This is a genomic window from Ruminococcus sp. B05, from assembly GCF_003628495.1.
Lineage (GTDB): Bacteria > Bacillota > Clostridia > Lachnospirales > Lachnospiraceae > Schaedlerella > Schaedlerella hominis.
Genome location: NZ_RBZR01000001.1, coordinates 176,749 through 199,307, shown reverse-complemented (window position 1 = coordinate 199,307; position 22,559 = coordinate 176,749). Strand labels below are relative to the sequence as shown.

Below are 22,559 nucleotides of genomic sequence, written 5' to 3'. Positions count from 1 at the left end.
CTTTAAAAATTATACAATTTTTCTTCCACAGCACTGTTTGTATTTCTTTCCACTTCCACATGGACATGGATCATTTGGATATATTTTCTTCTCTTCACGTTTTTTCGGAGCTCGTACAGCAGTTTCATCTTTATTCGTTCCTGTCACTTTCGCAACCTGCTCACGCTCTACTTTCTGCTCAACACGGATATTAAACAACGTCTTGATCGTCATCTCTGCGATAGCATTCGTCATTTCGCCGAACATATCATATCCCATCATTTTATATTCTACCAGCGGATCTCTCTGACCATATGCCTGAAGACCGATTCCCTGACGCAGCTGATCCATATCATCAATGTGATCCATCCATTTTGCATCGATTACTTTTAACAATACAACCCGTTCCATCTCTCGGATCTGTTCCGGTTCTGGGAATTCTGCTTCTTTACCTTCATATGCCTTAACAGCTTTTTCTTTCAATAAATGCTTCAGTTCCTTCTGCTGCATGTCTTCAATTTCTTTTGCTGTAGGGAATTTTAATTGTGGAATAACATCATGAAGTGAAACTTCAAGTCCTGTCAAATCCCATTCTTCCGGATCTACATCCGGTGACACACAGCGATCGACCAGATTTTCCACATATTCTGTAATCATATTATAAACTGTATCGCGCATACTCTCGCCATCCAGAACGCGGCGTCTCTCTTCGTAAATGATTTCACGCTGTTCATTCATAACCTGGTCGTATTCCAATAAATTCTTACGAATTCCATAGTTATTGCTCTCAATTTTCTTCTGCGCTTTTTCTATTGCATTAGAAAGCATCTTATGTTCAATCTGCTCTCCGTCTTCTACACCCAAAGTGTTAAATACGGACATCAATTTTTCGGAACCGAACAATCTCATCAGATCATCTTCCAAAGAAATATAAAAACGAGACTCTCCCGGATCACCCTGACGACCTGCACGACCACGCAGCTGATTATCAATACGACGAGATTCATGACGTTCTGTACCAATAATCTTCAATCCACCTGCTGCCTTTGATTCATCATCCAGCTTAATATCCGTACCACGGCCAGCCATGTTTGTAGCAATTGTAACAGCTCCATGTATTCCGGCATCTGCTACAATCTCAGCTTCCTGTTCATGGTATTTTGCATTCAAAACATTGTGAGGGATTCCCTCTTTTTTCAACATCTTGCTAAGTAACTCTGATACATCAATTGTAATTGTACCTACCAGAACAGGCTGGCCTGTTGCATGCGCTTCTTTTACTGCCTCTACAACAGCCTTATACTTTTCCTCTTTTGTCTTATAAACAGCGTCATCTAAATCCTTTCTCTGAACCGGAAGGTTTGTTGGAATTTCGATAACGTCCATTCCATAAATATCTCTAAACTCTTTTTCCTCTGTCAAGGCAGTACCTGTCATACCACTCTTTTTCTCATATTTATTAAACAAATTCTGGAATGTAATCGTTGCAAGAGTTTTGCTTTCCCTCATCACTTTTACATGTTCTTTAGCCTCAATTGCCTGATGAAGACCATCTGAATAACGACGTCCAGGCATAATACGTCCTGTAAACTCATCGACAATAACAACCTCTCCCTCTGGTGTCACCACATAATCCTGATCACGGAACATAAGATTATGTGCACGCAATGCAAGAATGATATTATGCTGAATCTCAAGATTTTCCGGATCGGCAAGGTTTTCAATATGGAAGAATTTCTCTACCTTCTTCACACCATCTTCAGTCAGGTTTACTGACTTCTCTTTCTCATTTACAATATAGTCTCCTGTTTCCTCGATATCTTCTCCCATGATGGCATTAATCTTAGAGAATTCACCACTTGCCTCTCCACGTTCCAACTGACGCGCAAGAATATCACAGGCTTCATATAATTTTGTTGATTTACTGCTCTGTCCGGAAATAATCAATGGTGTTCTTGCCTCATCGATCAATACTGAATCGACCTCATCAATAACTGCAAAATTCAATCCACGTTGTACAAGCTGCTCTTTATAAATAACCATATTATCTCTCAGATAATCAAATCCAAGCTCGTTATTGGTTACGTAAGTAATATCACAATCATAAGCTGCACGTCTCTCTTCACTTTCCATGCTATTGAGAACCACTCCGACTGTCAGTCCTAAAAATTGATGTACTTTTCCCATCCACTCCGCATCACGTCTTGCGAGATAATCATTGACTGTTACAATGTGAACGCCTTTTCCGCTCAATGCGTTCAAATAAGCAGGTAATGTAGAAACCAGTGTCTTACCTTCACCTGTTCTCATCTCTGCAATTCGTCCCTGATGTAAAATAATACCGCCAATCAACTGTACACGATAATGTTTCATACCAAGACTTCTATAAGCCGCTTCACGTACTGTTGCATATGCTTCCGGTAAAATATCGTCTAATGTTTCCCCATCATTCAGACGTTGTTTAAATTCTTTTGTTTTTCCTCTCAGTTCCTCATCAGAAAGTGCCTGCATCTGTGAATCCAATGCTTCAATCTGATCAACTATTGGATATATTCGTTTTAATTCGTTTTCACTATGTGTACCAAATATTTTCTGTATTAAACCCATAATCAGTAGTGTACTCCTTGTCTAATTTTACTCTGTTCTCCATTTTATCACTAATCGAGCTTAAATTCAATTACTGTTTCGTACAGTTTTGTATACTGCTTTTAACAATTTCGCGATATGATATTGTTCCGCCAAATAAATCCAATGCACTTCCTATCGTATAATCCAATTTTCCGCCACAGGCTTCTTCAAATTTCTTCAAATCATCTATACTTCCAATACCCCCGGCATATGTAATCTTTGTTCCATTCCACTTTCCGAGCATTTCGACGAGTTCCAACTCCACTCCTGATGATTTTCCCTCTACATCCACACCATGGATTAGAAATTCATCACAATATCCTGCCAATTCATCTAATGTTTTTTGATTTAATTTCACTTCCGTAAATGTCTGCCAACGATTTGTCACAACATAATAATCATTGTTTTTTTTGCGACAGCTTAAATCCAATACTAACTTTTCTTTCCCTACTTCCTGCAATAACTTCTGTAAATTATCTTGATGAAATTTTCCATCTTGAAATACATAAGAAGTTACGATTACATGACTTGCGCCCGCCTGCAAATATTCCTGTGCATTTTCTGCTGTTATCCCGCCACCGATCTGCATTCCTTTCGGATATGCCTGTAATGCTGATAGTGCTTGTTTTTTTGTCTCTTTATAATATTCTGAAGTCGGTGGATTCAGTAAAATAATATGCCCCCCTGACAATCTGTCTTTCTGATACATCTTTGCGTAATATGCAGCGTCCAACTCTGAAGAGAAGTTCGTTTTTGCTGTATCCCCTTTATCGCAAAGTGAACCACCAACAATCTGTTTTACTTTTCCGTTATGTATATCAATACAAGGTCTGAATTTCATGATATAATCCGCCTTTCTGCCTTTTAAATACTATTTACATCATTTTGTGTTCCAGTCACTTCACCATTTTATCATAGTAAAGTCAAAAAAGGAAGAGAAAACCAAATATCAGCTTCTCTCCCTCTATGTTACATGTTATTACTTTTAACTCATTTGCAAATGATTTTTCCTATCGTACTGTACCTTTATCTGTTGCTCCATTATCAGTCATATCATCTACCGCATTATCAATTCCATCAGTCACATCATTCACTGCATCATCAATAATACCATCTCCATCCTTATCAGCCTTTGTATCAGCTCCTTGATCCGTAGTATTATTGTTTCCCTGATCTGCAGCATTCATTCCATTGTTTGTTGTTCCACATGCAGTCATGCTTCCCATCAGCAATACACTAACAACTAATAATATCGCCGTTTTCATTTTTTTCATTTTGATTCTTCCTTTCCATAAAAAATCTTGTACACTTACTATGTACTTTTTTATCGTTTTTATGTCTGGAAAAATCTTCCAAAAGAAAAATTTCTATAGATATACAACTTTATAGTTTTTCTTTTAGTTCACCACTGCGATAAGCCGCCAACAGCACTTCCAAATCTGCTATCTGTTCTTTTAATTCTTTTCCGATATCAGTATTTCCAACAAGACTTCTTTGTACAACACGACGGATTACCATACTTTCTGAATGAATATCACTTTCTTTTTCAATCGCAGATTCTGTTGATTCAAATGGTTCATGTGCAACAAGCAACAATCCATAAGAATTGTATATTAATGTATATCCGGCAATCCCTGTTTCTCGTTGATAAGCTTTTGAGAATCCACCATCAATTACCATGACTTTACCATTACATTTCACAGGGCTTTCCCCGTTTTTTCTTTTAACCGGAACATGTCCATTGATAATATGCGTATCATCCGACTCAAAATCTAACCCGAACTCTTTCATAATAGATGCGATTACTTTTTCATTTTCTATATATTGATAATATGGATTTTTTACCTCTTTATGAGTTTCTTCCTCAGCAAGAAAATATCGTTCGAAAGTTGCCATCTTATCCTTTCCAAACAATGGTGAATTCGGATTCAGCCAGATATACCACATGATATCTTTTCCGTTTTGCCAATCCTCTTTGTCAACTGCGAAAAATCCTTTTCTCACATAACGCTCTAATGCATCATACAAAGATTTACCTTTGAATTTTTTACCAAACAATGTTACTTCTTTCAATGAACCATCTTCATTTAACGGTACACACCCATGATACAACAAATTATTATTGTAAACCTTATACAAACTTCCTTTCGAAAGCAGGAAATGCATATGTTCCTGAAGTTTTTCACATCCGGTAAACGCACGTTCCAATCGTTCCATTACATCTTCCTCGTCTGCCGACAACTGATATGGGTTCTTTGGATCGATCGTTGGAAAGTTTGTATCCAGCAATTTATATTCTTTTCCATCTAACGTAATAGTCCCTTTTTCATAATCAATCCTATGCAAAAGGGCGCGCTCCTCCAACCCAAATCCCGGCTGACGTCTAATTGTCTGTCCTTCAATTTTAAACTGGATAATTGAAATTGCTTTGTGCATTCTCATATTCATTTCCATCTCTGCTTTATTTGGATTGTCCATACCTTTCAGCATAAAGCAGTCACACGGGTCATCTCCATATGTCTGAAGTGCAAACGCCGCTAATGGAAGGAGATTGATTCCATATCCATCTTCAAGAATATCTAAATTGCCATAACGTGCACAAATTCGGATTACATTTGCAATACATGCCAATTGTCCTGCCGCAGCTCCCATCCATACAACATCATGGTTACCCCACTGAATATCCAAAGAATGATAATTCATCAGCTTATCCATAATAATATGAGGCCCCGGTCCTCTGTCATAAATATCTCCGACAATATGCAAATGATCTACAACCAGGCGCTGAATCAATGACGAAATCGCAATAATAAATTCTTCTGCTCGTCCAATTCTAATGATCGTCATTATAATCTCGTTATAATAAGATTCTTTATCATTTATTTCTGAACGTTCTGTAATCAATTCTTCTATAACATAAGCAAAATCTTTTGGCAGTGCTTTCCTTACTTTGGAACGAGTATATTTGCTTGCTGCTCTCTTACTTACTTCAATCAAACGATACAGATTGATCTTGTACCAATCCTCCATATTTGATTCTGTCTTCTTTACTTGAGCTATCTTATCTTTCGGATAATAAATCAATGTTGCGAGAGATTGCTTATCCCTGCTGCTCAATGTATTTCCAAAAACATCATTAATTTTTCTCCTCACAGATCCCGATCCATTCTTCAGCACGTGAGAAAATGCCTCATATTCTCCATGAACATCTGTAATAAAATGTTCTGTACCTTTTGGCAAATTCAAAATTGCCTGTAAATTGATAATCTCTGTAGATGCTGCTGCTATTGTTGGATATAGATCAGACAAGCGATCCAGATACCTTTCTTCCAAATTTCTCATAAACGATTCCTTTTCCCCTGAGTTCATCTAACCTCAAGAACCTGTTTTTTATTTTTTCTATTAAAATACAATTACATCACTCATATCGTACATTCCCGCCGGTTTGCCTGCCAGATATTTTGCAGCTTCAACAGCTCCTTTTCCAAATACACTTCTGGAATATGCTGTGTGTTTAAATTCAATCACTTCATCTGTTCCGGCAAAAATCACTTCATGCTCTCCGACAATTGTTCCGGCACGAACTGCAGAAATACCAATTTCTTTTGAGTCACGTTTCTGACGCACCTGGCTTCTGTCATAAACATAGTTGTATTCATTATTCAATGCATCATTAATAGAGTCTGCAAGTGCGAGTGCTGTTCCGCTTGGTGCATCCAGTTTTTGATTGTGATGTTTTTCTACTAATTCAATGTCATATTCCGCCGGTGCCAGCACCTTAGCGGCATCTTTCAAAAGCTTTAACAAAAGATTAATTCCCATTGACATGTTTGCAGATTTTAAAATTGCAACTTTTTCAGAAGCTTCTTTAATTTTCTGCAGCTGTTCCTCTGAATAACCTGTCGAGCAAATTACCGCCGGCACTTGCTTACTTATACAGTAATCCAACAAACCTTCCAATGCTGCAGCATTCGAAAAATCAATCACCACATCAACTTCTACATCACAATCCGCAAAACTTTTGAATACCGGATATGTATTCGAAATTCCTGTATAAGTATCTATTCCAGCCACAATTTCAACCTGTTCGTCCTCTTTTACAAGACCTGTTATCATCTGTCCCATCTTTCCGTTGCATCCGCTCATCAAAACTCTTATCATGTTTCTATCCTCCTGTATTTCGCTGCGTTCTAGTCTTTTTAATCCATATTCTGTCACTAAGTATGGCTGATAGCTTTTTATGTATTTAATCACTACTAACAAAAAGGATATCATATTTGAAGCAATTCCTCAAGAAATGATATCCTTTTAACGATCCCTTTTACCTAAAACAGATTGCTGACCAATTTATATTAAATAATATCAGCTTACTTTTTGTTTCTTATTCTACACATTCTAATTTGCTTACGGAAACTTCATACGCTGTTCTTGTCTCAGTTTCTGCCTCGGATAATTTTTTCACATAATTTCTGCTTTGAATTCTTCCAAGCAATTGAACATGTTCTCCAACCTCAAACCCAGAAGCATATCTTGCATTTCTTCCCCAACATATGCAAGGAATATAATCCGATTTTCCATAAGGTCTGTTTACAGCCAGAAGCAAATCTGCAATTTCTCTTCCTAATGGAGTTTTTCTGTAAATTGGTTTTTTACAAATATATCCTTCTAATAGGATATGATTTGTCTTTGCTCCATCCAGCTCTTCATCTACAAATTCCAGTTCACGGACAAACACTGACAATACCAATCGATTTTTTTGTTCTTCATGCCGGTTATACGAACGGAACTGCCCGGATACTTTAATGAATTCTCCGGTATAATCCTGATTTACATCAATCAATCGTTCCGATATAGTGAGTGGAATCCGATCTTCCGAATTGCTCAATCGCTTCACCATAACATCCATTACATAAAATCCTTCTCCAAACACCTCATGGCTATATGTAAGAGGTGAAGCAACCTCTCCCATAATTGTTACCTGATTATTTTCAATAATCTTATCTGACATAATTTGTAATTCTCCCTTCCTCTTTGCGGTATTTTTAAGTCATTACTAAATCTATGTTCTTCAACACCTTTTTTAGAACAAATTTATCGCAAAATCGCTCGACAGCCAAAAATGACATTTTTTGCAAACATATTTTTTACATATATAGGTATTGTAAATTTGAAATTTTGTGATAGAATGAAAAAGTTGTAACTTTATCATGATATATTTAAGAAAGTGTGTGAAGCTATGAAAACAAAACGAGAAGATGTTAGAAATATTGCAATTATCGCTCACGTAGACCACGGCAAGACAACGCTGGTCGATGAGCTTTTAAAACAAAGCGGTGTATTCCGCGAGAATCAGGAAGTTGCTGAACGTGTCATGGACTCTAATGATATTGAACGTGAACGTGGAATTACGATCCTGTCAAAAAATACTGCTGTATATTATAAAGGAACAAAGATTAATATCATTGATACACCGGGACATGCTGATTTCGGTGGCGAAGTGGAACGTGTATTAAAAATGGTAAATGGTGTTATTCTTGTTGTAGACGCATTTGAAGGCGCAATGCCACAGACAAAATTCGTATTGCGTAAAGCATTGGAATTAAATCTTCCGGTTATCGTATGTATCAATAAAATTGACAGACCTGAGGCGAGACCTGATGAGGTTATCGATGAGGTTCTGGAACTTTTTATGGATTTGGATGCATCAGACGAACAGTTAGATTGTCCATTTGTTTATGCATCTGCAAAAGCAGGTATTGCTGTACTTGATCTTTCTGATGAAGAAAAAGATATGCAGCCTTTATTTGAGACTATTATCGATTATATTCCTGCTCCTGAAGGAGATCCAGAGGCTTCAACTCAGGTTTTGATCAGTACTATTGATTATAATGAATATGTAGGTCGTATCGGAGTCGGTAAGGTAGATAATGGAACAATTTCTGTAAATCAGGATGTTGTTGTTGTAAACCATCATGATCCGGATAAACAGCAGAAGGTTAAAATCAGCAAATTATATGAATTTGATGGATTGAATAAAGTAGAAGTAAAAGAAGCTACTATTGGTTCCATCGTTGCTATTTCTGGAATTTCAGATATTTCTATTGGTGATACAATTTGTTCTATTGATAACCCGGTTGCTATCCCATTCCAGAAGATTTCTGAGCCTACAATTTCTATGCAGTTTATCGTAAACGACAGCCCTTTTGCAGGACAGGAAGGTAAATTTGTAACTTCCCGTCACCTCCGTGATCGTTTACTTCGCGAATTAAACACAGATGTAAGTCTTCGTGTAGAAGAAACAGAAAATGCCGACAGTTTTAAGGTTTCTGGACGTGGAGAATTACATTTATCTGTTTTAATCGAAAACATGCGCCGTGAAGGTTATGAATTTGCAGTCAGCAAAGCAGAGGTATTATATAAAACAGATGAAAACGGAAAGAAACTCGAGCCTATGGAGCTTGCTTACGTTGATGTGCCGGATGAGTTTACCGGAACAGTTATTGATAAATTAAGCCAGAGAAAAGGTGAACTCCGCAGTATGGGAATGTCCAATGGAGGATATACCCGTCTTGAGTTCTCTATCCCAGCTCGTGGACTGATTGGATATCGTGGAGAATTTATGACAGATACAAAGGGAAATGGTATCTTAAATACAAGTTTCGAAGGTTATGCTCCATATAAGGGCGATATTCAGTATAGAAAACAGGGTTCCCTCATCGCTTTTGAGACAGGTGAATCTGTAACTTATGGTCTCTATAGTGCTCAGGAACGCGGAACATTATTTATCGGTGCCGGAGAAAAAGTATATTCTGGTATGGTTATCGGACAAAATGGTAAGACTGATGATATCGAATTAAATGTATGTAAGACCAAACATCTTACAAACACTCGTTCATCAAGTGCAGATGAAGCACTTCGACTGACACCTCCTCGTATTTTAAGTCTTGAAGAAGCATTGGACTTCATTGATACAGATGAGCTTCTGGAAGTAACACCAAACTCACTTCGTATCCGTAAGAAGATTCTTGATGCAAGAATGCGTAAAAGAAGTAATATAAAATAATATTTCAAAGTGGACAGTAACTATTCTGTCCACTTTTATTTTTTTGAGTTTTTTATTTTTTTCACTCTTTTTTCAGACAATTTCTCTGTACAATCATCCTGTCATATGCTATAATCTCTATATAAATACAGATGATTTCATTATTTTTCTGTATAATATGAACAAAAGGAGTTGATTGGCATGAAATTTATTATCAGCGGAAAGAACATCGAGGTAACACCTGGATTAAAAGACACAGTCGAACAAAAATTAGGAAAACTTGAGAGGTATTTCACTCCTGAAACCGAAATCATTGTAACACTTAGCGTAGAAAAAGATCGTCAGAAGATTGAAGTAACAATTCCTGTAAAGGGAAACATTATTCGTTCAGAACAGACAAGCAGCGATATGTATGTATCTATTGATCTTGTAGAAGAAGTAATTGAACGTCAGCTTCGCAAATACAAGAACAAACTGGTAGCTAGAAGCCAGGGTCATCCTACTGCTTCTTCATCAGGCAATAATTTCAAAAAAGAATTTTTTGAATCCGATGATGATTCTTCTGAAACAGATGAAATTAAGATTGTACGTACAAAACGTTTTGGAATTAAACCGATGTATCCGGAAGATGCTTGCATCCAGATGGATCTTCTTGGACATAACTTCTTCGTATTTTCCAATGCAGAAACAGATGAAGTTAATGTTGTATATAAAAGAAAAGATGGTTCTTTCGGTTTGATCGAACCAGAATTTGATTAATTTGTAAATGCGTAAGTTTTAAACTTACATAAGTAAATTCAGAGCAGGAACAATTGTTTAAAACAATTTGTTCCTGCTCTGTTTCGTCATAACACTTTTATATTTATCAATTATCAAACTGGATCATTTGTCCCTCTACATTAGCAAAACTGCACTCTTCTATTCTCTCGACTACAGTTTGTCCGTTTGTTACTTCCGTAATATCACGTTGAAGTACAGATTCCTCCTCTTTTGATATATAAACAAAAATCTCCACATTATCCTGATATACTGAGTCTATAATCTGAATTTCTTTTTGTCCCAATAAATATTGGATTTTACCAAGAGTGGTATAATCCGTCTGGATTTTCACTTTATACCCTTGTGTTTTTGTAACAATCGTGCTGACTGCGATTCCTTCCTGTGCTGCTTGTGTATAAGCACGTACCAGACCTCCTGTTCCCAGCAATGTCCCGCCAAAATAACGTGTTACAACAATTAAAACATTATGGATTTCATTTCCCCGTATTACTTCCAGAATAGGTTTTCCTGCTGTACCACTAGGCTCCCCATCATCACTTAAGCGTTCCTGAACTTGTTCGTCTCCGATTGCATATGCCCAGCAGTGATGTCTCGCATCCCAATATTTCTTCTTAACTTTTTCTAAAATTTGAAGTGCTTCTTCCTCTGAAGAAACGGAAAATATATCTGCAATAAATCTTGATTTCTTTTCAATAATTTCAGCAGTATTCCCCTGATAGACTATTTTTATATTCATTTATCTATAATTGCTCCTTTTTTACCTTTTCTCATGGTTTCCATTATACTAAAGCAGAAGAAAACTACAAGAATTTATTAAAATTTTTTATCTATATATAAACTTTTTATTTTCTACTTTATTTAGAATACTAATTTTGATATAATAGAAACTAATGAATAAAGGAGGAAATTATTCATGAATTACGGAAAAAACAATCTTACACGGAGGAAAAAGTCGATCTCCTCGAAAAAAAAGATGAAGAAAAAGCGGGTTTGGGTACGTTTTTTTAAAGCTCTTCTTATCTGTATTCTTCTTCTCGCAGTAATTGGTGTCGCAGGCATCGGCATATTTACCAAGAAGATTATCGATAACACTCCAACAGTAACTCCTGCAGATGTAAAGCCAAGTGCTTTTGTAACCACTGTTGTTGCCGAGTCGGATGGTTCTGTTTTGGAAGAGTTCAAACAGTCTGGTTCTAACCGAATTTATAAAAATATCGATGAAATTCCGGTTAATCTTGCACATGCTTTTGTAGCGATAGAGGACGAGCGTTTTTATCAGCATAATGGTATTGACTTACGTGGTATCGCACGTGCAGCAGTTGTCGGTATCACATCCGGAGACTTTTCGGAAGGTGCCAGTACACTTACGCAGCAGTTGATAAAAAACAATGTATTTCCAAACTTCGTAGATGAAAAAACATTTTATGATCGTTTAGAGCGAAAGATACAGGAGCAATACCTTGCAATTGCCATTGAAAAGCAAATGTCAAAAGATGAAATTTTAGAAGCGTATATGAATACAATCAACCTTGGACAAGGTTGTCTTGGTGTTCAGGCTGCTTCGATGCGTTATTTTGGAAAAGATGTTTCACAGCTATCGCTTTCTGAATGTGCTGTTATTGCCGGTATCACTCAGAACCCAACCGAGTTTGATCCGGTTGTATATCCTGATAATAACTCAAAACGTCGCGACAAAGTTTTGAAAAATATGTTAGAACAAGGATATATCACTCAGACGGAATATGATGAGGCAAAAGCTGATCCGGTTTACGAACGCATTTTGCCTAATGCTTCTATAACCGATACAACACCTTATTCTTATTTCAATGATGATTTGTCTCAACAGATTATCAAAGACTTGATGGAACGAAAAGCTTACACAGAGACGCAGGCTTACAACGCTCTTTACAGTGGTGGTCTTACAATTACTTCTACTCAAGATCCTGCAATCCAGCAGATTTGTGATGAAGAAGTTGCAAATGACGCTGTTTATCCTGTTGGAACTGAATATGGTCTGGAATACGCAATGACAATTTATCGTGCTGACGGCTCTATTGAAAACTATAGTAAAGAGATGCTTGCTGATTATATTCGAAATGCATGGGGACGTGAATATCCACTTATTTATTCTTCACCGGATGAAGCTTATACTGCTATCAATGAATATAAATCAACATTGAACATTGCTGAAGGCGAAACTGTTGATGAAAGTGTTGATATCACTCCACAACCACAGGTTTCAGTCGTAGTTATGGAGCAATCTACCGGAAAAGTAAAAGCAATAGTCGGCGGCCGAGGTCAAAAAACATCCAGCCTTTCATTGAATCGTGCAACCGATTCAACCAGACAGCCTGGTTCATGTTTTAAAGTATTATCCACATATGCTCCGGCACTGGATTCAGCCAAATATACGCTGGCTTCTCCACTTAAGAATGCTGGTCCTTATGTGTATTCAGACGGATCAAAAGCTGAAAACTGGGATAAAGTATATCCTGGAACCTCTACAATGCGCTACTCAATCGAACACTCAATCAACGTTGCCGCATTGAATACAATTACAGATATCGGTCCACAGACAGCTTATGATTATTTAATTAACTTTGGATTTACTACTCTGGTAAATTATGACAACGATAACTTCCCTGGAATGACTGATGTTCTGCCTTCTACAGCTTTAGGTGGTATTACACGTGGTGTATATAACATTGAATTAACTGCTGCATATGCAACAATCGCGAACAACGGAACTTACATTAAGCCAATTTTATATACAAAGGTTGTAGATCATGATGGAAACGTTCTGCTGGATAACAGCACTCCTGATTCACATCAGGTAATCAAGGATTCTACTGCTGCCCTATTGACTAGTGCAATGCAGGATGTAATCAATAAGGGGACTGGTACTGCTGCTCGTCTGGATGGCATGCCAGCCGCAGGAAAAACAGGTACAACTGAAAAAAGTAATGACTTATGGCTTGCTGCTTATACTCCTTATTACACCGCTTCTGTATGGGGTGGATACGACTGCAACAAATCAATGGAGAATATTTATAATCAGTACTGGCACGAAGTAATTTGGAAGAACATTATGACAAGAATTCATGCAGGACTTCCTTCTAAGGACTTTACGATGCCATCTTCTGTTCAGCAGAAAACGATTTGTACACAGACAGGATATTTGGCAACTTCAAGTTGTCCGTCATTCACTGAATATTTTGCAGAAGGAACCGGTCCGACTCAGAGCTGTGCCGGTCACGTAACAGCAAAACCGGCCGATTCGGATAAGACAAAGAAAACAGAGGACTCGGATGAGAAAAAGGATGATAATGACAGTTCAACAGACAACAATACATCATCTGGCTCTAATTCAGGCAGTGATTCTTCTAATAGTAATACTACTACTACTCCTGGTAGTGATTCTAGCGGAGGCACAACCCCTGGCGGTGATAGTTCAGGAACTGATAGTTCAGCTCAATAATTTATTCTAAAAAATATTAAAAAAGAAATCCAGCAAAGGTATATTTCCCTTGTCGGATTTCTTTTTTATATTTCATTTAATATTATCTGTTCTTTGCAAGATTCTCCTGTACTCTCTTATAAAGCTCCTGCGCTGCGTTATATCCCATCTGTTTTTGTCTATGGTTAACAGCTGCTGATTCTACTATAATAGCAAGATTACGACCCGGACGGATTGGAATATTATGGCATACTACTTTATTTCCAAGAAATTCTGTATAACTTTCTTCAAGTCCTAAACGATCATATTCTTTTTCTCTGCTCCAGTCTTCCAAAGTAATGACCAAATCAATATTCTGCGTTTCACGTACACTTTGAACACCAAACATAGATTTTACATCAACGATACCAATACCTCGAAGCTCGATAAAATGTCTTGTAATATCCGGTGCTGAACCTACGAGCGTCTCATCGCTCACTTTACGAATCTCCACTACATCATCTGTCACAAGACGATGTCCACGTTTGATCAGTTCCAAAGCGGCCTCACTTTTTCCTATACCACTCTCGCCCATAATCAAAACACCGACTCCATAAACATCCACCAATACCCCATGAATAGAAATACATGGTGCAAGTTTTACGTTCATCCAACGAATCAATTCCGCCATAAATCCAGATGTCTGTTTTTCTGTCTGAAAAATCGGAATATCCTGTTTCTCAGCTTTTTCAAGAAGTTCTTTATCCGGCTCCAGATTTCTGCTATATACAATACATGGAACTTTATATGTCACCAGTTCATCATATATTTTCAGCTTTCTTTCATAGTCTAACGTCTGCAGATACGTGTATTCCACATATCCGATAATCTGCACACGATCTGAATCAAAATGATCAAAGAAACCTGATAGTTGTAATGCCGGTCTGTTCACCTCTGGAATACTTACCTCTTTTCCTTTCAACTCAACTGTTGGTGTCAGATTTTTTAATTCCATTTTTTCTGCTAATTCACTTAATTTCACACCATGTCCCATAACTTTTCTCCTCTTCTAGCTATTATTTTCATTCATTTTACTGTAGTCTTTGGACTTTTTAGCTTAGCTTTGTATCTATTTTAACACTAATGAAAAAATTTGTATACAGATTCTGCTGCCTTTTCATTCATTGATGGTATTTGAGCTAATTCTTCAACTGTAGCCGCTTTAATTGCCTCCAAACTGACAAATTCACGCATTAAGCTCTTTCTTCTTGAAGGTCCGATTCCCTCAATATCATCTAATATTGAATGTACCTGGCCTTTCCCTCTCAATTGCTTATGATACTCGATTGCAAATCGATGTGCTTCATCTTGAATTCGCGTAATCAAACGAAATGCTTCTGAAGAACGGTCAATTGTAATCTCTTCGTTTTGAAAATAGAGTCCTCTTGTTCTATGATGATCATCTTTGACCATTCCACAAACCGGGATATCCAAATGTAATGCATCTAAAACCTCTAATGCAATATTTACCTGCCCTCTTCCTCCGTCCATTAAGATTAAATCCGGAAATACTGTAAAACCGCCTACTTCTTTGCTTTCTTCTTTTTCTTTCAGGCCATGCATAAATCTTCTTGTCAAAACCTCTCGCATACTCGCATAATCATCTGCACCTTTTACACCTTTAATCTTGAACTTACGATAATCATTCTTCTTTGGTTTTCCACGTTCATAAACAACCATTGAGCCTACAGATTCAAATCCATTTGTATTTGAAATATCATATGCTTCCATACGATATATATCCTGCACTCCAATTAATTTTTCGATTTCCTTTACTGCGCCGATTGTTCGTCCTTCTTCTCTTTTGAGACGTTCCTTATCTTTCGTAAGAACCATTTTTGCATTATTTTCTGCAAGTTCCACCATTTTTTCCTTGGTTCCTTTTTTAGGGACAAGAATAGACACCTTAGCACCACGCTTTGCAGAAAGCCACTCTTCCAGTAATCCACTATCCTCCAGCACTTCCTGAACCATTAAAACGCCTGGAATAAATGGCGTCCCTGCATAATACTGCTTGATAAAACTATCTATAATATATGCTTTTAATTCATCCTGCTGAATTTTTAAATAAAAATGATCGCGTCCGATCAGTCGTCCGCCACGTATAAAAAAGACTTGCACAACGGCATCTTCTTTATCTGTTGCCACAGCCAGAATGTCTCTATCCTCCCAACTGCTGTCCGTAATCTTTTGTTTCTGTGCAATTTTATTCACACTATTCAATAGTTCTCTGTATTCTATCGCTTTCTCAAATTCCATTTCTTCTGATGCCTGTAGCATTTTCTCTTCCAGCTCTTTTTGAATGGGTGCATAATTTCCTCCCAAAAAACGTAATACTTCCGATATTGATTTTCCGTATTCTTCTTGTGATATATATCCCTGGCAAGGTGCATCGCATTGTTTAATATGATAATTTAAGCAAGGTCGTTCTTTTCCTATATCCTTTGGAAGACTTCTATTACAGCTTCGTATATGATATAGCTTATGCAATAATTCAATTGTATCTCTTACTGCCTGACTGCTTGTAAATGGTCCAAAATACTTTGCTTTATCTTTCAACATCTTCCGTGCCAGCATAACTCTTGGATATGGTTCGTTTGTTGTAACTTTTATAAATGGATATGCCTTATCATCCATCAGCATCGTATTATATTTCGGATGATGTTCTTTAATCAAATTACACTCTAAAACCAGCGCTTCCAATTCAGAATCCGTTACTATATATTCAAATCTACGGATATGCGTAACCATTTGTTCAATTTTCACACTTTTATTCCTACTGCTTTGAAAATATTGGCGCACACGATTTTTCAGGCTGATGGCTTTTCCCACATATATAATATGATCCTTTTCATCATGCATCAAATAGACGCCCGGCTTTCCGGGTAATTTTTTTAATTCTTCCTCTATATTAAAATTCTGCTCCTGCATTCTTTTTCACCTCTCCCAACTTAATTTTTCTTCTGACACCTGCAACGGTCTCTTGCACCACCTACATTTTACGCCGCAGTGCACATCCTTAGCGGAGCGGTTTTATATATTAGGAAAACACTTTCCTAATATATAAAAAGCAGGGATAAATTCATCCCCGCTTTTTACTACTCTTCTGTCACATCTGGATTTTCAGCTTCTACATCTTCTGTCACATCTGTATTATCAGCTTCTGCATTTTCTGTCTGTTTCATCACAATTCTGTCTTCTTTCTTGTCTTGTGACTCTTCTGGTTCAGGGATTCCCTTCACTTCACGGAAAATCTTCATAAATTCTTTTCCTGTGATGGTTTCTTTCTCAATCAAAAATGCCGCGATTTTATCCAAAGCTTCTCTATTCTCAGTCAACAATGATTTTGCCTCAGCATAAGCTTTCTTCAGCATCTCCATAACTTCTTTATCTATCTCTGCAGCCGTTGCTTCCCCACAATTCATGACTGCACGGCCATCCAAATATCTATGCTGCACGGATTCCAGACCGATTAAGCCAAACTTTTCAGACATACCATACTGTGTAATCATTGCTCTTGCAATCTTAGTAGCCTGCTCTATATCATTAGAAGCCCCTGTTGTAACAGTTTCAAAAACAATTTCCTCTGCCGCACGGCCTGCCAATGCACCTACAAGCATTGCCTCTAATTCTTTCTTTGTATTCAAGAATTTCTCTTCTTCCGGTGTTTGCATTACATATCCGAGAGCCCCCATTGTTCTAGGCACTATCGTAATTTTCTGAACCGGCTCTGCATCTTTTTGAAGAGCACTCACCAATGCATGTCCGACTTCATGATATGATACAATTCGACGTTCTTCGTTGCTCATAATTCTGTCTTTTTTCTCTTTTCCGACGAGAACCACTTCAACTGCTTCAAATAAATCTTTCTGACTTACAACCTGGCGGCCATGCTTAACTGCATTAATTGCAGCCTCATTGATCATATTAGCAAGATCCGAACCAACCGCTCCGGATGTAGCCAATGCAATTGCTTCCAAATCAACAGTCTCATCCATCTTAACATCTTTTGAATGTACTTTTAAAATCTCCACACGACCTTTTAAATCTGGTTTATCAACAATGATTCTCCGGTCAAAACGTCCTGGTCTTAAAAGTGCCGGATCCAGTACTTCCGGTCTATTTGTTGCTGCTAAAAGCAAAAGACCTTTATTTGTGTCAAATCCATCCATCTCTGCTAAAAGCTGATTCAATGTCTGCTCTCGTTCATCATTACCGCCGCCCATAGCTGTATCACGGCTTTTACCAATCGCATCAATCTCGTCAATAAACACAATACATGGTGCCATCTGCTGAGCCTGTTTAAATAAATCACGTACTCTGGATGCTCCCACACCGACGTACATCTCTACAAAAGCAGAACCCGATAACGAGAAAAATGGAACCTTTGCCTCTCCGGCAACAGCCTTGGCAAGTAAAGTCTTACCCGTTCCCGGAGGGCCTACAAGCAATGCTCCCTTCGGAAGCTTCGCTCCTATGCCGGTATATTTACCTGGGTTATGCAAGAAATCGACAACCTCCTGTAAAGATTCTTTTGCTTCATCTTCACCCGCAACATCCTGAAATGTCACTCCGGTTTCTTTCTCCACATATACTTTTGCATTGCTCTTGCCTATTCCCATCATACCGCCGCCTTTGGTCATGCGTTTCATAAGGAAATTAAACAATATCATAAGTAATACGATTGGAAGAATTACTGTTACAAACATTTCAAATATGATAGAAGACATTGTATCAGGAATTTCCTGCTCATAGTCTACCCCGGCATTATATAAACGTTCTGGCAGTGAATCATCATTCACTATTCCCGTATAATAATCTGGTTCTTTTGTATTCTCCATATCACTTTCTGAAACACCAAGCTGCTTTGCCAGATCATCTGCCAGATTTTGTGCCTCCTGCAATGTACTGTTCTCATTTGTCGCAGAGTCTGTCGAACTCTGTGTAGTATCATCATCCAGCTCTTCTTTTACTGATACGCCTTCTTTTAATGTAATATAAATTCTTGATGAGCTGATCTTAACTTTATCAACTTTTCCATCATCTACCATTTTCAGAAATTTATAATAGCTGATTTCCTGCGGATTCTTATCCTGCATCAATGAATACAGCCCCATTACAACAAAAATAGCCAGTAAGGTGGTAATTATGATTACACTCCATCCCTGCCGGTTATTTCTAGGCTTATTGTTATTATTTTGATTATCCATTCTGTTCCTCCTAAAGTCCACTAGTATTATTATAGATTCCGCAAACTTATAAATCAATAAAAAAATAGTGAAAATATTGTAAACAACAGCAATTATATAGTATACTATAGCATGTAGGATTTTTCTTGTTACTTTTTGTCATAAAGTATAAGGAATATTCCTATTAAGAAAAATCAATGTCATTAAATATAAAGAGAGGTCAATATGAAAATAGGTTTTGATAATGAAAAGTATCTAAAAATGCAGTCCGAACATATCCGTCAAAGAATTGAACAGTTTGATCACAAATTGTATCTTGAATTTGGCGGTAAACTTTTTGACGACTATCATGCATCCAGAGTTCTTCCGGGATTTCAGCCGGACAGTAAACTTCAGATGCTGAAACAATTAAGTTCTCAGGCGGAAATTATCATTGTAATCAGCGCTAAAGATATTGAAAAAAATAAAGTGCGTGGTGATCTGGGGATTACTTACGATTCCGATGTTCTTCGTCTTATGGATTCTTTCCATGATAATGGACTTTATGTAGGCAGTGTCGTAATCACTCAATTTTCTGGTCAGGAAAGTGCACTGATGTTTAGAAACCGTTTAGAAAAGCTCAACATTAAAGTTTATATGCACTACAATATACCTGGTTATCCTTCCAATATTGCACAGATTGTCAGTGATGAAGGATATGGAAAAAATGATTATATCGAAACAACCAGACCTCTGGTCATTATCACTGCACCAGGTCCTGGAAGCGGTAAGATGGCAACTTGTCTGTCTCAGTTATATCATGAGCATAAAAGAGGAATTCATGCAGGATATGCCAAATTTGAAACATTCCCTATCTGGAATCTTCCATTAAGCCATCCTGTTAATCTTGCTTATGAAGCTGCAACTGCCGATTTAAATGATATCAACATGATTGATCCATACCATTTAGAAGCATACGGGGAAACAACTGTAAATTACAACCGTGATGTAGAGATTTTCCCTGTACTCAATACTATTTTCCATAAAATTTATGGAAAGAGCCCTTACAAATCTCCTACTGACATGGGAGTCAACATGGCTGGAAATTGTATTTGTGATGATGAGGTATGCCGTGAAGCATCACGTCAGGAAATTATTCGTCGTTATTACGAAGCAAAGAACGCAATTTTAAAGGGGACTTGTTCAGAAGAGACAATACAAAAACTGGAACTTCTTATGAGTCAGGTAGATGTAACCGTTCAGGATCGTCTTGTTGTTGCAGCAGCAATGAACCGTGCTGAAGAGACAAATGGTCCTGCTGCTTCTCTTGAACTTCCTGATGGTAAAATCGTAACCGGTAAGACATCTGCTCTCCTTGGTGCGTCCGCTGCACTTTTGCTTAACGCGATCAAGGAACTCGCTGGTCTGGACCACAAACTCCAGATTATTTCACCAGAGTCTATCGAACCAATTCAAAAGCTTAAGACAGAATATTTAAGAAGCCAGAACCCTCGTCTGCATACAGATGAAGTATTGATTGCACTTTCTGCGAGTGCTGCTTCAAGAAAGGATGCTGCACTTGCATTACAGCAGCTTCCTAAATTACGTGGATGTCAGGCTCATACTTCTGTTATGTTGTCTAATGTCGACATTAAAATATTTAAAAAATTAGGTGTTCAACTTACTTGTGAGGCAGTCTATGAGAACGGACATGTCTATCACTAAAAAATAGGACTGTATTTCCTTTAGCAAAGTATACTTTTTTGTGATTTGGGGGATTATAACAAATTTGCTTTAGAGATTTATACTAAGGAGGATAATATGGCAGTAAAATATGTATTTGTTACCGGAGGTGTCGTATCCGGTCTTGGAAAAGGAATCACAGCAGCATCTCTCGGTCGTCTTTTGAAGGCTCGTGGATATACTGTGACAATGCAGAAATTTGATCCTTATATCAATATTGATCCGGGAACAATGAATCCCGTTCAGCACGGAGAGGTCTTCGTAACAGATGATGGTGCTGAAACAGACCTTGATCTTGGACATTATGAACGTTTTATCGATGAGAACCTTACTAAAAATTCGAATGTCACAACAGGAAAAATTTATTGGTCTGTATTACAAAAAGAACGTCGTGGCGATTTCGGTGGAGGTACCGTTCAGGTTATTCCACATATTACAAATGAAATTAAAAGCAGATTTTACCGTAACCCTGCTGCCACAGATACTGAAATTGCGATCATCGAAGTCGGTGGTACTGTCGGAGATATTGAAAGTCAACCATTTCTTGAATCCATCCGTCAGTTTCAACATGAAAAAGGGGCAGAAAATGTTATTCTGATCCACGTTACTTTAATTCCTTACCTGAGAGCATCTCAGGAGATGAAAACAAAGCCAACTCAGGCAAGCGTAAAAGAATTGCAGGGAATGGGAATTCAACCAGACATCATCGTATGCCGTTCTGAATACCCTTTGGATACTGGAATGAAAGACAAAATTTCTTTGTTCTGTAATCTGCCTGCTAACCATGTATTACAAAACCTTGATGTAGATTATTTATATGAAGCTCCACTTGCAATGGAAAAAGAACATCTCGCACAGGTTGTCTGCGAATGTCTTCATTTGCCTTGTCCTGAGCCAAATTTAAAAGACTGGACTGAAATGGTAGATAATTTACGTCATCCGACACAGGAGGTTACTGTTGCACTTGTCGGAAAATATATCCAGCTTCATGACGCTTATATCAGTGTTGTAGAAGCATTAAAGCACGGAGGTATCTATAGCCATACTACTGTAAATATCAAGTGGATTGATTCTGAAACTGTTACCCCTGAAAACGCGGAAGAAATCCTCGGTAACGTAAGTGGTATTTTAGTACCCGGCGGATTTGGAGACCGTGGTATTGAAGGAAAAATTGAAGCAATTAAATACGCCAGAACACATAACGTTCCATTTCTTGGCCTTTGTCTTGGTATGCAGCTTTCTATCGTTGAATTTGCGAGAGACGTTATTGGCTACAATGATGCTCACAGCATGGAATTAAATCCAAACACAACGCATCCTGTCATCCATATTATGCCTGACCAGATTGGTATCGAAGATATCGGAGGAACATTAAGACTCGGATCATACCCTTGCGTGCTGAAAGAGGATTCTAAAGCTTATGCATTGTATGGAACAAAAGACATCAACGAACGTCATCGTCATCGTTATGAAGTGAACAACGATTATCGCGAAGTATTGGAAGAGAACGGTATGATGCTTTCAGGTCTTTCTCCTGACGGACGTATTGTAGAGATGGTTGAAATTCCATCCCATCCTTGGTTCATTGCAACACAGGCACATCCTGAGTTAAAATCCAGACCAAACAAACCACACCCACTATTCAAGGGATTTGTGGAAGCATCTTTAAAATTTTCAAATACAGCTTCAGGAAAGACGCTTTCCTAATATAAAACAATAAAAA

15 protein-coding genes are annotated in these 22,559 nt (G+C 37.7%); 5 read left to right on the top strand and 10 right to left on the bottom strand.

Features of this window, described 5'->3' with window-relative positions; translation table 11 throughout:
* Positions 1 to 9: 9 nt before the first annotated feature.
* The 6 genes from secA to D8Q48_RS00700 all read right to left on the bottom strand — a co-directional run bounded on the left by secA (position 10) and on the right by D8Q48_RS00700 (position 7,615).
* Positions 10 to 2,586, bottom strand: a complete 2,577-nt coding sequence (gene secA, locus D8Q48_RS00725; protein WP_117989274.1) for a preprotein translocase subunit SecA — start codon at positions 2,584 to 2,586, stop codon at positions 10 to 12.
* Positions 2,587 to 2,656: 70 nt separating this feature from the next.
* A complete protein-coding gene (gene hisA, locus D8Q48_RS00720; RefSeq protein WP_121055082.1) occupies positions 2,657 to 3,448 on the bottom strand; it encodes a phosphoribosylformimino-5-aminoimidazole carboxamide ribotide isomerase in 792 nt (263 codons plus the stop codon).
* 169 nt (positions 3,449 to 3,617) lie between these two features.
* Positions 3,618 to 3,881 (bottom strand): hypothetical protein, encoded by a 264-nt coding sequence (locus D8Q48_RS00715; protein ID WP_121055080.1) that lies wholly within the window; start codon positions 3,879 to 3,881, stop codon positions 3,618 to 3,620.
* A gap of 109 nt (positions 3,882 to 3,990) precedes the next feature.
* Complete coding sequence (locus D8Q48_RS00710; protein ID WP_118688475.1) at positions 3,991 to 5,949, bottom strand: fructose-1,6-bisphosphatase; 1,959 nt, start codon at positions 5,947 to 5,949, stop codon at positions 3,991 to 3,993.
* 60 nt (positions 5,950 to 6,009) lie between these two features.
* Complete coding sequence (dapB, locus tag D8Q48_RS00705) at positions 6,010 to 6,768, bottom strand: 4-hydroxy-tetrahydrodipicolinate reductase (RefSeq protein ID WP_121055078.1); 759 nt, start codon at positions 6,766 to 6,768, stop codon at positions 6,010 to 6,012.
* Positions 6,769 to 6,988: 220 nt separating this feature from the next.
* Positions 6,989 to 7,615 carry a single-stranded DNA-binding protein gene (locus tag D8Q48_RS00700; RefSeq protein ID WP_117989279.1) on the bottom strand — a complete coding sequence of 209 codons (627 nt, stop codon included), beginning with the start codon at positions 7,613 to 7,615 and terminating at the stop codon, positions 6,989 to 6,991.
* A 228-nt stretch (positions 7,616 to 7,843) separates the two neighbouring features.
* Between D8Q48_RS00700 and typA the strand changes: the two genes are divergently transcribed.
* Positions 7,844 to 9,670 carry a translational GTPase TypA gene (gene typA / locus D8Q48_RS00695; RefSeq protein ID WP_121055076.1) on the top strand — a complete coding sequence of 609 codons (1,827 nt, stop codon included), beginning with the start codon at positions 7,844 to 7,846 and terminating at the stop codon, positions 9,668 to 9,670.
* 180 nt (positions 9,671 to 9,850) lie between these two features.
* A complete protein-coding gene (gene raiA / locus D8Q48_RS00690) occupies positions 9,851 to 10,408 on the top strand; it encodes a ribosome-associated translation inhibitor RaiA (RefSeq protein WP_117989281.1) in 558 nt (185 codons plus the stop codon).
* A gap of 106 nt (positions 10,409 to 10,514) precedes the next feature.
* Here the strand turns inward: raiA and D8Q48_RS00685 are convergent, their stop codons facing one another.
* On the bottom strand, positions 10,515 to 11,165 hold the full coding sequence (locus tag D8Q48_RS00685; RefSeq protein ID WP_121055074.1) for a YigZ family protein: 651 nt from the start codon (positions 11,163 to 11,165) through the stop codon (positions 10,515 to 10,517).
* Between the two features lie 177 nt (positions 11,166 to 11,342).
* Here D8Q48_RS00685 and D8Q48_RS00680 point away from each other — a divergent pair, with 177 nt between their 5' ends.
* The gene (locus D8Q48_RS00680; RefSeq protein WP_121055072.1) at positions 11,343 to 13,907 is read left to right on the top strand and encodes a transglycosylase domain-containing protein; all 2,565 of its coding nucleotides are present in this window, start codon (positions 11,343 to 11,345) and stop codon (positions 13,905 to 13,907) included.
* A gap of 82 nt (positions 13,908 to 13,989) precedes the next feature.
* Here the strand turns inward: D8Q48_RS00680 and hprK are convergent, their stop codons facing one another.
* The 3 genes from hprK to ftsH form a co-directional block, all read right to left on the bottom strand.
* Positions 13,990 to 14,919 carry an HPr(Ser) kinase/phosphatase gene (gene hprK / locus D8Q48_RS00675; RefSeq protein WP_121055070.1) on the bottom strand — a complete coding sequence of 310 codons (930 nt, stop codon included), beginning with the start codon at positions 14,917 to 14,919 and terminating at the stop codon, positions 13,990 to 13,992.
* Positions 14,920 to 15,005: 86 nt separating this feature from the next.
* On the bottom strand, positions 15,006 to 16,856 hold the full coding sequence (uvrC, locus tag D8Q48_RS00670) for an excinuclease ABC subunit UvrC (protein ID WP_121055068.1): 1,851 nt from the start codon (positions 16,854 to 16,856) through the stop codon (positions 15,006 to 15,008).
* 167 nt (positions 16,857 to 17,023) lie between these two features.
* Positions 17,024 to 19,135, bottom strand: a complete 2,112-nt coding sequence (ftsH, locus tag D8Q48_RS00665; protein ID WP_117989286.1) for an ATP-dependent zinc metalloprotease FtsH — start codon at positions 19,133 to 19,135, stop codon at positions 17,024 to 17,026.
* A gap of 204 nt (positions 19,136 to 19,339) precedes the next feature.
* Between ftsH and D8Q48_RS00660 the strand changes: the two genes are divergently transcribed.
* Both D8Q48_RS00660 and D8Q48_RS00655 read left to right on the top strand, forming a co-directional pair.
* Entirely contained in the window at positions 19,340 to 20,818 is a 1,479-nt protein-coding gene (locus D8Q48_RS00660; protein WP_117989287.1) for a DUF1846 domain-containing protein, read from the top strand.
* A 96-nt stretch (positions 20,819 to 20,914) separates the two neighbouring features.
* Positions 20,915 to 22,543, top strand: coding sequence for a CTP synthase (locus D8Q48_RS00655; protein ID WP_121055066.1), 1,629 nt, complete (start codon positions 20,915 to 20,917; stop codon positions 22,541 to 22,543).
* Positions 22,544 to 22,559 lie beyond the last annotated feature (16 nt).

What these genes read in the sequence shown, in the direction of transcription:
- secA (WP_117989274.1), bottom strand. Translation starts at nt 2,586, where the DNA reads ATGGGTTTAATACAGAAAATATTTGGTACACATAGTGAAAACGAATTA.
- hisA (WP_121055082.1), bottom strand. Translation starts at nt 3,448, where the DNA reads ATGAAATTCAGACCTTGTATTGATATACATAACGGAAAAGTAAAACAG.
- D8Q48_RS00715 (WP_121055080.1), bottom strand. Translation starts at nt 3,881, where the DNA reads ATGAAAAAAATGAAAACGGCGATATTATTAGTTGTTAGTGTATTGCTG.
- D8Q48_RS00710 (WP_118688475.1), bottom strand. Translation starts at nt 5,949, where the DNA reads ATGAGAAATTTGGAAGAAAGGTATCTGGATCGCTTGTCTGATCTATAT.
- dapB (WP_121055078.1), bottom strand. Translation starts at nt 6,768, where the DNA reads ATGATAAGAGTTTTGATGAGCGGATGCAACGGAAAGATGGGACAGATG.
- D8Q48_RS00700 (WP_117989279.1), bottom strand. Translation starts at nt 7,615, where the DNA reads ATGTCAGATAAGATTATTGAAAATAATCAGGTAACAATTATGGGAGAG.
- typA (WP_121055076.1), top strand. Translation starts at nt 7,844, where the DNA reads ATGAAAACAAAACGAGAAGATGTTAGAAATATTGCAATTATCGCTCAC.
- raiA (WP_117989281.1), top strand. Translation starts at nt 9,851, where the DNA reads ATGAAATTTATTATCAGCGGAAAGAACATCGAGGTAACACCTGGATTA.
- D8Q48_RS00685 (WP_121055074.1), bottom strand. Translation starts at nt 11,165, where the DNA reads ATGAATATAAAAATAGTCTATCAGGGGAATACTGCTGAAATTATTGAA.
- D8Q48_RS00680 (WP_121055072.1), top strand. Translation starts at nt 11,343, where the DNA reads ATGAATTACGGAAAAAACAATCTTACACGGAGGAAAAAGTCGATCTCC.
- hprK (WP_121055070.1), bottom strand. Translation starts at nt 14,919, where the DNA reads ATGGGACATGGTGTGAAATTAAGTGAATTAGCAGAAAAAATGGAATTA.
- uvrC (WP_121055068.1), bottom strand. Translation starts at nt 16,856, where the DNA reads ATGCAGGAGCAGAATTTTAATATAGAGGAAGAATTAAAAAAATTACCC.
- ftsH (WP_117989286.1), bottom strand. Translation starts at nt 19,135, where the DNA reads ATGGATAATCAAAATAATAACAATAAGCCTAGAAATAACCGGCAGGGA.
- D8Q48_RS00660 (WP_117989287.1), top strand. Translation starts at nt 19,340, where the DNA reads ATGAAAATAGGTTTTGATAATGAAAAGTATCTAAAAATGCAGTCCGAA.
- D8Q48_RS00655 (WP_121055066.1), top strand. Translation starts at nt 20,915, where the DNA reads ATGGCAGTAAAATATGTATTTGTTACCGGAGGTGTCGTATCCGGTCTT.